Source organism: Streptomyces sp. NPDC043746 (genome assembly GCF_056436485.1).
This window is the reverse complement of record NZ_JBWKCM010000052.1, coordinates 13,132-23,031: the sequence shown is the minus strand read 5'-3', so window position 1 is coordinate 23,031 and position 9,900 is coordinate 13,132. Positions and strand designations below refer to the sequence as shown.

The following is a 9,900-nucleotide window of genomic DNA, read 5'->3' as shown; positions in this document are numbered from 1 at the left end:
CTGGACACCTCACGAACCACCAGTTGAGCACCTCGCCAGCTCTTCCGGCTGCTCTGCACTCGGAGCCAAGATCTTTGCGGGACAGCCCTTAGCGATGAGGCCGGACTGATTGAGCACCTCACTGATGAGTCTCTTGGGGAGACGGGTCTCTGAGGCGATCTCTCTGACCGTCTTCCGCGCGTCGAGGTACTCGCGTCGCAGGAAATCGTCGGTGAGCACGGTATGTGCTTGCTGACGCGCCTGAGCTGCGGCAAGCCGGGACCGTCGAGCAATGGGCCTGCTGGGGTCGACCCAAGATCCGCCGCTTTTGGAGGGCCAGGGGACGCTGGGTGGGTGCTGCTCGAAGCAATGGCGGATGCTTTCCAGAGCGACGCCCATCTCCTTCGCCGCGACAGCGGGCGCTTGGCCCTCAGCGCAGATGAGACGGTGTGCTCGTCTCACGTCAACTGGTCGGCCGGGCAGGCAGAGTCCTGCGGCAAGGTCTGCTGGGGGCTCCCAGGTCAGCGGTTCGTCGATGCCCAATCCCCGTAGGTAGTCCTCGCCGTACTCGTCGAGAGCTCCCAGCAGGGCGGCGGTGATCCGGAAGGGAACCACCGCGACGCCTCCCGCCTCCTCGGCGGTCGTGATCCGGAGCGACGTTGGCGCCTGCCGGAGATCATTTCCGGTGATGCGCTGATAGAGGTAGCGGCGCACAGACAGCAACCGCGCTTCCTGTCCCGGGTGGACACCGGTCTGTGTGCAAATCGAAACCCAGTCATCAGCGGGCAAGAGGCCTTCACCCGTCAGCCCGCGTCGACGTTGGTAGTCGATGGGGACAGGCTGGGTGTCCAGGTAGTCGGCGATCTCGCAGAGAGCGGTGAGGACTCCGTCGTGGCCCTGTTGGGCAAGCTCGGCGAGCGTGTAGTGGACGTCGAGTTGCGCCTGATGGCCGAGCATGCTGATCAGGGGATCGAAGTGACGTTTGGATGCTCCGGGGAGTAGGAGTGCGACGGCCAGGGCCGCGCGGAAGTTGCCGATGTTCCGGACGCCGGCGGCGGGCAGGAAGCGGGCAGTCCATCCACGCCAGAGTAATTGTGGGACTCGGCCGGCCCGTGCGGCGGTCAGGGTCTCGTTCATCTTGTGGGGTGGGCGCGGGCGAGTGGTGCAGCTTCGGAAGCGGAGCCGGTCCACGTTCGCCATGCGGGTGTCCATGGCCTGCCAGATCAGTTGTCGCAGGGCAGTGGAGTGTGCTCTCCAGCGTTTGTTGATGTCACCGAGCGGCATGAGGTCCAGTCGTTCGCCGTCTCGTTCGAGGAGGGTCCGCAGCGTGGCGATGTTTGTCTTGTCGGAGCCCTGTTGAAGGATGAGGACGGCGCGGGTGAGTCCGCCTGCGGTCACTGCCGCCGAGGTGGGCGAGAACTGGCCGTCTCCGGCGTAGTCCTGGCATGCCTGCTCGACATGCGGATCGAGTGTCGGGAAGTCGCCGGGTTCCGCGATGCGCAAGACCCAGGAGGCCAGCGCACGCAGGTCGTTGAAGATCATTCGGGGTGCGGGGAGGGGCTGTGCTCGTCCCTGTTCGACTCGGTCCAGCAGGTCGTTGATCCAGCGCTGCGACGCCAGTACCGGGCTGTCTTCGCGAAGGGCGGCAGCGGGGGCCAGGGTGAGGTCCGTCTGGCAGAGCGCCCCTGACGGTTTCAGCGTCGTAGGACACTGATGGGGTGGAAGATCACGGAAGATGCTGACTCGGCCGTGGCGGGTGCGCTGGTCGCAAGAGGGACAGGCGTGCGGCAGCAGGATCCGGTGCCGAATGCAAGCGAAGCTCCAGGGGAGGCGCCAGCGCAACTGCCAGCGGCCGTCGTGTTCGTGAAGGCATTGGGGGCAGTAACGGGAGCCGTTGCGGCCCCATAGCTGCATGCGGTTCACCGTCCGGCGGTCAGGGTGCAGTACGAGCGCATGGCCGTCGTACCGGCGCAACGTCATCGCATGCAACCGGTCAGCGGGGACTCCGCTGACGGCTGCGGCTTGCTCGGCCTGCTCCGGCTCGAGGTAGCGGGTGAGGTCAGGGAGGTTGCCGTCGCGCCGGCCGGGCAGTCCCAAGGCGATCAGGATCTCGCGGAAGCTGACCATGCTGCGGTGGGCCAGGGTCTCCAGCCAGGAGTCCAGGGCTTCTCCTGGCAGCGGCGCGACCCTGATCGGGAGAGTCCGCAGGCCGGACGTCACACGGCTTTCCGGTTGCTGGATCGGGGCCGGCTGGTGAGTCGGCGCTTGTCCAAGGCGGCTTCGAGCTCCCTGCGAGCCTTTTCAGATGCCTCGTCGTTCTTCACTCGGTCGAGCAGGTCACGCTCGAGGCGTTCGGTGCCGCTGCGGACGGCTCTCTGGCAGCCCCGGTTGATCAGTGTCATCAGCGAGCCGATATGCCCGGTACTGCGGGCAAAGAGGTAGTCGGAAAGATCGTCTGCGAGCATGCCGGGGTACTTGTCGGCCAGGACCACTCGCTTCTCCAGGGCGAGAAGCATCTTCCTCCATTCTCGGCGGCCTGCCTCGTTCTTGATGGTGAAGGGCTGCATGTCCAGTCGAGTCGTGCGTCGGCCTGTCTGGGCCAGGGCTGTGTCACCAGAAGTAGTTCCTTCGCTGAACAGGCCCTTCTCTGCGAGTCCGACGCCGATCATCAGCAAGGTCACGGGGAACTCGTTGGCGATCCACTTCAGGTGGTTGCTGACCTCGATGCCACTGGTGTTGCGCCACTTCAGGAAGTGCAGATCGTCGAGTGCGAGGACGCGCACTTCGCAGGACAACACGCAGTCCAGGGCCCGCTGGCCCATCTGGGCGGCCGTTCCGCGGTTGCGTCCGGCATGGCCGAAGAATTCCAGAATGGCACGGTTGAGGTCCTTCATGCCGGTGTTGCCGGTCAGTCCGACCCGGCAGACCGGAAGCCGTTCGTGTCCCTGGGCTGTGAACTCGCCGTTCTCAGTAATCTCTCGGTGGTGGAACTCACGGAGGAACGCCAGCACCGAGGTCGTCTTCCCCAGGCCGGGAAAGGCGTCGACAGCCACGGCGCCTTTGGCCTTGTCACCGTCCTGCTGGTTGCTGTCGACGATGTCCCACAAATCCTCGTGAAGGTCAGCCAGCTGTTGTGTCCTGATCGGCCCGAGGTTGGCATGCCACTCCCGCCGCAGTCGGTCGTGGACGGCTCTTGCCTCAGCCGTCAGAGCTTTCAGCTCGGCCCTCGTCAGCAGACTGGGCTGTTCGCGACGCGGAGCGTTGGCGAACTCCTTGAAATCCTCCTTCCGCGACAACGCCAGATTCCCCAGGCCCAGCGGGAGCGGGTCAGTCACACGTCCTCCAATGCGTCGGCGTAGAAGTCGTCCTCTTCGGTGAGGGCTTCGAAGTCGGCTTCGTCGTCATCACCGGTCTCGGCCGGCTCCGTCTCCTCCGGCTCCTCGTGGGGCGAGCCTTCTTTGTCTCCCAGGGCTTTGCGGACTGAGGGCAGTGAGACGACTGACTCGTCGGTCTCGGGCAGTTCGATGGCCGCTTGCTCTCGCGATAGCCGCAGGGCCATCCGCCGCTCCGCCAGCGTTGTGCCCAGGCCGAGGTTCCAGCGCTCCAGTAGGTCGGCGACCGCGAGACGGTCGTCAGGAAAGCGATATTTCGCAGCAGCCAGTTTCCGGGCGAAGGCGAGAGCATCCTCACTCAGCGGCATACCGGCCGTGGGCGCATGTTCCCAGGTCAGGGTGCGCCAGCGACGGTCCAGGTCCCGGACGTAGATGCGGGTGATGTCGTCGGGGTCGACCTGAAAGGGCCATCCGTTCTCGACCGGCCCCTTGTAGGGACTCCGGACGTCGCTGAGGCCTTTGAGGCCGGGGCCGCTGTAACGGCGCCGGCCGATCTCGACTCCGTAGTGCTGGATCGTGCGCCATTCGGTCTTCAGGAATTCGTAGGCGAGGTCGGGATCTCTGGGGGCCTCGATGTAACCCGCCCGGGCCATGCCGTGCTCGAACATCGCAGCAGGAGACATCCGCAGCCCCGGCAGGCCCGGATCGACCAGACTCGTGTGCGGCCGGTGGTGATAGACCACCGCGACCCACTCACGGATGATCGCCTCCAGCTCATGCAGGAAGAAGAAGGCGTCGCCCTCCGGGTTCTCCCCCCGGGAATGGACGTCCGGCCCCTTATAGCCGGGCAGTGCTTGAAGCAGGCCCTCGCGCAGGGTGCGAAAAAATCTTTCGACCGGCCCTTTGTCTCGGCCCGTCCGTAGCCTCGCAGGCTGGATCGAGATGCCCATCCGCCGGCAGACGCTGGTCAGATGCTCGGAGTCGTACTGCTTTCCGTGGTCGATGACCAGGGTTTCTGGAACCAGAATGGGGCCAGCTGCACCAGCCCCTTCGGCGACAGCCGTATCCACGAGGACCGTCCGTGGGATGCCGTGCTCGGGCCAGACCGCGTAGCGCGGCCAGTCCTTCCCAGCCGGCCTGGGCCGGAACGACTGGTAGAGCACCGCGCTGACGTCCACCGCCTTCGTCGACACCGGGGTGAAGCGGATGCCGGTGATGCAGCGGGTGTACCAGTCCATACCGACGCTGAGCTCGGCCTGCACCCATCGAAGCGTGAATGGGTCGAAGGCGAAAACGTCCAGCCGGGTGGAGTCCATCAGGAGGTACTCGCCCAGCCTGGTCGGCCGCAACTTGCCATAAGGCTCATTTGGCCGGCCAGCGATGTCCCGGTTCCGCTTCGCACTCAGCCGGAAGAGCGGGTGCTGGTCCTCCAACTCCTCAAGCAGCCGGAAGGCCGTAGCCCGACTGGGTTGCGGGACGACATCCGGACCGAACCGTGCGACCACCCGTGCTCGGGTCCGCTCGATCACCAGCGTGCGGGACGGCTTGGACTCCTTGGCGTGCTCGACCATGACCTCCGTGGCTGTCTCCACCCACCGGTCATCTAGTTTCGTGGCCCGCCCACGTGCGGGTCGCCCGGCGGCCGCCAAGCTCGCCTCGCCGCCGCGGCGGAAGTCCCGAACCCAGCGCTCGACGGTACGGACGGTGACGCCGAGCTCAGCGGCCTTGCTCGCGTAGCGCTCGCCGAGCGGGAGGTCAGGCGAGTATTCCGGCCTCGGCTCTCCTTCCACTGCCAGCTCCGGAGCACCCGACCGGTAACCGGTGAGGACCTCCCGGACGTGGCCTGCCCGCTCTCGTAGTCCGTCTTGCTCGGCTTTCGACAGCTGGCTCAGCACGACGCCAGCAACGTCTTCGTCGTCGTCACCGGACGGTCCCGGAGCATCCGGGATCACACGAGCTCGATCAGACAGCAGCAGTTCCTTCACTGCCAGTCTCAGCAGCTTCCCGCGGCCGTTCTTCAGTACCGCCTCGTTGCCGTTCCTGGTGATCGCCAGCTCGACTACCTCAACGGTCTCGCCGTCATAGCGGAACCGTGTACCAACCCCCACGCGGGCTCCGGCCCAGCTCACTTCGGAACCTTCAGAACGTGATGACCGCTGAGCGGGATACTCAAGTCGGTGACCAGTTCACCACGCCAGAGAAGGTGAAGGACCCCAGCTCGGACCTCCTCCGGCTCCCGTCCGGCGAGTGCGTCATCGAGTTCGCCAAGTGTCCGGCGGTCCAGCCCCATCGCTCGAAGTTCGTCGAGCAGGAGACCATCGAAGAGCCAGTCGCGTCGATACCGGCGAGGAACCGAAGGTTCTCGAGCTCCGCCGACGCAGGTTCGCTCCACACGACGTATCGCCATCCGCGTGTCTCCACCAGCCGCCGCGTCCAGTCAAAAGTGAATGCCACCTCTGGCTTGGCCACCCGGTGCCTCGGCTTGACGTCGACCACGACCGGACCGTCCTCGCTGATCAGCAGGTAGTCCGGGATGTGTTTGCGAACCTTGCCTTCCACCTCGGCTTTCAGCAGGAAGGGCTGGGCAAGGATTCGGCGGACAGATGGGTCGAAGTCGTCAAACAGCAGTCGAGCAAGTTCAAGCCGCGACTCGTAAATCACGTGGTCACGCATGGTCGACGACCAGTAGGTGCCCGAGTAGTGCTTCTGGCCGTCGTACCACCGGAATGTCCGCCATGGAGACGCTGTCGCTAACGTCGTGCCGCTGACGCTCTCCCACGGCTCGTCTTCGAACTCCCGCCCCGACGCACGGAAACACACCATTGCCGACTCAACTGGCACAAGCACCCCCACTCCCGCAGCATCAGATTCGATGCGATCAAGCAGTCGGTGACAGCCTGGGCCGTACGGCGGTACGTTCACCAAGAGAGCTCGGAACGTCCACACGTTTGAGCGAATTCGGCCTCAAAGCCTGGCCAGTCTCATGGCGATGTCGTATCCGACATCCATCCGACATCGACCGTGAGATTCCGACACGGAACATGAGGCCCTACAGGATCACCCTCAGGTCTGCGCCATGTCCACGAAGCGCGAGTAGTGGCCCTGGAAGGCCACGGTGATGGTGGCCGTCGGGCCGTTACGGTGCTTGCCGACGATGATGTCAGCCTCGCCCGCCCGCGGGGACTCCTTCTCGTACGCGTCCTCGCGGTGGAGCAGGATGACCATGTCGGCGTCCTGCTCGATCGAGCCGGACTCACGCAGGTCGGAGACCATGGGCTTCTTGTCCGTACGCTGCTCGGGGCCACGGTTCAGCTGGGAGAGCGCGATCACCGGGACCTCCAGCTCCTTGGCCAGCAGCTTCAGGTTTCGTGACATGTCCGAGACCTCCTGCTGGCGGCTCTCGGACCGCTTCGAGCCACCGGCCTGCATCAACTGCAGATAGTCGATGATCACGAGCTTGATGTCGTTGCGCTGCTTGAGACGACGGCACTTCGCGCGGATCTCCATCATCGACAGGTTGGGGGAGTCGTCGATGTAGAGGGGAGCGGCCGAGACCTCCGGCATCCGGCGCGCGAGCCGCGTCCAGTCCTCGTCCGTCATCGTGCCGGAGCGCATGTGGTGCAGGGCCACCCGCGCCTCGGCCGACAACAGGCGCATCGCGATCTCGTTGCGCCCCATTTCGAGGGAGAAGATGACGCTGGGCAGGTTGTTCTTGATCGAGGCCGCGCGGGCGAAGTCCAGCGCCAGCGTGGACTTACCCATGGCGGGGCGGGCCGCGATGACGATCATCTGACCGGGGTGCAGGCCGTTCGTCAGGGCGTCGAGGTCCGTGAAGCCCGTCGGGACACCGGTCATCTCGCCGCTGCGCGAACCGATGGCCTCGATCTCGTCGAGAGCGCCCTCCATGATGTCGCCGAGGGGGAGGTAGTCCTCACTGGTGCGCTGCTCGGTGACCGCGTAGATCTCGGCCTGGGCGGAGTTGACGATCTCGTCGACGTCTCCGTCGGCCGCGTATCCCATCTGTGTGATCTTCGTCCCGGCCTCGACCAGCCGCCGGAGGACCGCGCGCTCATGGACGATCTCCGCGTAGAACGAGGCGTTGGCGGCGGTGGGGACGGACTGCACCAGGGTGTGCAGGTACGGCGCTCCGCCGACCTTGGTGATCTCCCCTCGCTTGACCAGCTCGGCGGCGACCGTGATCGGGTCGGCCGGCTCGCCCTTGGCGTAGAGGTCGAGGATCGCCGTGTAGACCGTCTCGTGCGCCGGGCGGTAGAAGTCGTGGCCCTTGATGATCTCCACGACGTCGGCGATGGCGTCCTTGGAGAGCAGCATGCCGCCGAGCACCGACTGTTCCGCGTCCAGGTCCTGGGGAGGCACCCGCTCGAAGCCGGCGGGACCGCCGCCGTCCCAGCTGCCGTCCCAGCCGCCGTCCGAGCCCCGGTCATGCCGGTCCTCGCGGCTGCCCTTGCGCTCTCCGCGACGCTGGCGGGAGACAGGCAGACGGTCGCCGGGACCGGCCTCGGTCCAGGGGTCGTCCAAAGGCTCGGGGATGCTCACCCGGCCCACCTCCTCCCGTCCGCTTCGCGGACCTAGCCGTGCCCCTCTTTCTTACGGCACGGCACCGACAAACAAGTCGCCCGACTCCGCTTCCGGCGCGTCTGGTTCTGCTGATTCCGGTGCCGGAAGGAGTGCGGGCGCCGGTCCACGGTAGGCCTGTCTCCACCGTCAGCCAATCTGGTTATCCACAGGGCATGTGGACGACAGACCAGATGCTGTGGAGAACCCTTCGGAACCTGTGCACGGAACGGGGGACAGCACTGTGGACAAACTCATAGACCATCCACCATTACTCGCCTGACCTGCATGTTCTCCGTCCACTGACTGTGGGGGAGAAAAACTTTCACCCTGTTTCCAAGATCCCTGCCGACGGCGCACGGACGAACGACCGAGAGGAGCAAACGTAAGGGACACTGTGCCATTGCATCTCTTACCTGTGGAAGATTAGATTGGCCTCCATGACCCCGGCCCCCACCACCCCCCGAACAGGCCGCCGACGGCACGACCGAGAGATCGTCGCCCTCGCCGTACCGGCCTTCGGCGCGCTGGTCGCCGAGCCCTTGTTCGTCATGGTCGACAGCGCGATCGTCGGGCACCTCGGCACCCCGCAACTGGCCGGCCTCGGCATCGCCGCAGCCCTGCTGATGACCGCCGTGAGCGTCTTCGTCTTCCTCGCCTACGCCACCACTGCCGCCGTCGCCCGACGCGTCGGTGCGGGCGATCTGCCCGCCGCGATCCGCCAGGGCATGGACGGAATCTGGCTTGCCCTGCTGCTCGGTGCCGTTGTCGTCGCGCTCGCCATCCCCTCGGCCCCCTGGCTCGTGGACGTCGTCGGCGCCTCCGACACCGCTGCCCCGTACGCCGTCACCTATCTGCGCATCTCCAGCTTCGGTATCCCGGCCATGCTCGTCGTCCTCGCCGCCACGGGCGTGCTGCGCGGGCTCCAGGACACCCGGACCCCGCTGTACGTCGCGATCGGCGGTTTCACGGCGAACGGCATCCTCAACGTGGTGCTCGTCTACGGGGCCGGGCTCGGCATCGCCGGTTCCGCCTGGGGCACGGTGATGGCCCAGGTCGGCATGGCCGTCGCCTATCTGATCGTCGTCGTCCGCGGAGCCCGCAGACACGGCGCCTCGCTGCGCCCCGACGCCGCCGGCATCAGGGCCAGCGCCCGCGCGGGCGTCCCCCTCCTCGTCCGGACCCTGTCGCTCCGCGCCGTCCTGATGATCGCCACCGCCGTAGCGGCCCGGCTCGGTGACGCCGACATCGCCGCCCACCAGATCATTCTCTCGCTCTGGAGCCTGACCGCGTTCGCCCTCGACGCCATCGCCATCGCGGGGCAGGCCATCATCGGCCGCTACCTGGGGGCGAACGACGAGAAGGGGGCCCGCGAGGCCTGCCGTCGCATGGTCGAGTGGGGCATCGGCTGCGGTATCGCGCTCGGGGTACTGATCATGCTCGCCCGCCCCCTCTTCATCCCTCTCTTCACCAGTGATCCGGCGGTGAAGGAGACCCTGCTCCCCGCGCTCCTGGTCGTGGCGGTATCACAGCCGATCGCCGGCGTGGTCTTCGTCCTCGACGGCGTCCTGATGGGGGCGGGCGACGGACGTTACCTGGCGTGGGCCATGCTGGTGACCTTGGCCGTCTTCGCCCCCGTCGCCCTCCTGGTGCCGGTCCTCGGCGGCGGACTCACCGCACTCTGGTGGGCGATGACGCTGATGATGGCCGTCCGGTTGATCACTCTCTGGGTGCGTACCCACTCCGGCCGTTGGATCGTCACCGGCGCGACTCGCTGACGGACGGATCCGGTACGGCGACCGCAACTGTTTCACGTGAAACGCTCCGCCCTCAGCATTCAGCCCGGCTGCGCTTGTTTCACGTGAAACGTCCCCACCCGGTGTGCCCGGCAGGACTCAGCAGAGCAGGTGAAGGGGGGGCACCACCCGGGGGGGGGGCCCTCCCCCCTTTTCCTCTGCCCCTCCCCTCCGCCACCCAGAACCCCCAACCCAGCCTCTCCGCTACCCCTGGGGGT

6 protein-coding genes are annotated in these 9,900 nt (G+C 66.2%); 1 reads left to right on the top strand and 5 read right to left on the bottom strand.

Going from position 1 to position 9,900, the window contains the following annotated elements; all coding sequences use genetic code 11:
* Window positions 1-9: 9 nt before the first annotated feature.
* The 5 genes from AC0682_RS30735 to dnaB form a co-directional block, all read right to left on the bottom strand.
* Window positions 10-2,199, bottom strand: a complete 2,190-nt coding sequence (locus AC0682_RS30735; RefSeq protein ID WP_478536479.1) for a TniQ family protein — start codon at window positions 2,197-2,199, stop codon at window positions 10-12.
* Window positions 2,196-3,314: an ATP-binding protein gene (locus AC0682_RS30730; protein WP_478536477.1), complete on the bottom strand. Its 1,119-nt coding sequence runs from the start codon at window positions 3,312-3,314 to the stop codon at window positions 2,196-2,198. The genes AC0682_RS30735 and AC0682_RS30730 overlap by 4 nt, the downstream gene beginning before the upstream one ends.
* Entirely contained in the window at window positions 3,311-5,440 is a 2,130-nt protein-coding gene (locus AC0682_RS30725; protein WP_478536476.1) for a helix-turn-helix domain-containing protein, read from the bottom strand. Before AC0682_RS30725 ends, AC0682_RS30730 begins: the two co-directional genes overlap by 4 nt.
* Window positions 5,441-5,480: 40 nt before the next feature.
* On the bottom strand, window positions 5,481-6,164 hold the full coding sequence (locus tag AC0682_RS30720) for a TnsA-like heteromeric transposase endonuclease subunit (protein ID WP_478536474.1): 684 nt from the start codon (window positions 6,162-6,164) through the stop codon (window positions 5,481-5,483).
* Between the two features lie 210 nt (window positions 6,165-6,374).
* Window positions 6,375-7,868: a replicative DNA helicase gene (gene dnaB, locus AC0682_RS30715; protein ID WP_478536472.1), complete on the bottom strand. Its 1,494-nt coding sequence runs from the start codon at window positions 7,866-7,868 to the stop codon at window positions 6,375-6,377.
* 458 nt (window positions 7,869-8,326) lie between these two features.
* On the opposite strand from dnaB, the gene AC0682_RS30710 reads away from it, so the two are divergent.
* On the top strand, window positions 8,327-9,664 hold the full coding sequence (locus AC0682_RS30710) for an MATE family efflux transporter (protein ID WP_478536471.1): 1,338 nt from the start codon (window positions 8,327-8,329) through the stop codon (window positions 9,662-9,664).
* Window positions 9,665-9,900: the final 236 nt, after the last annotated feature.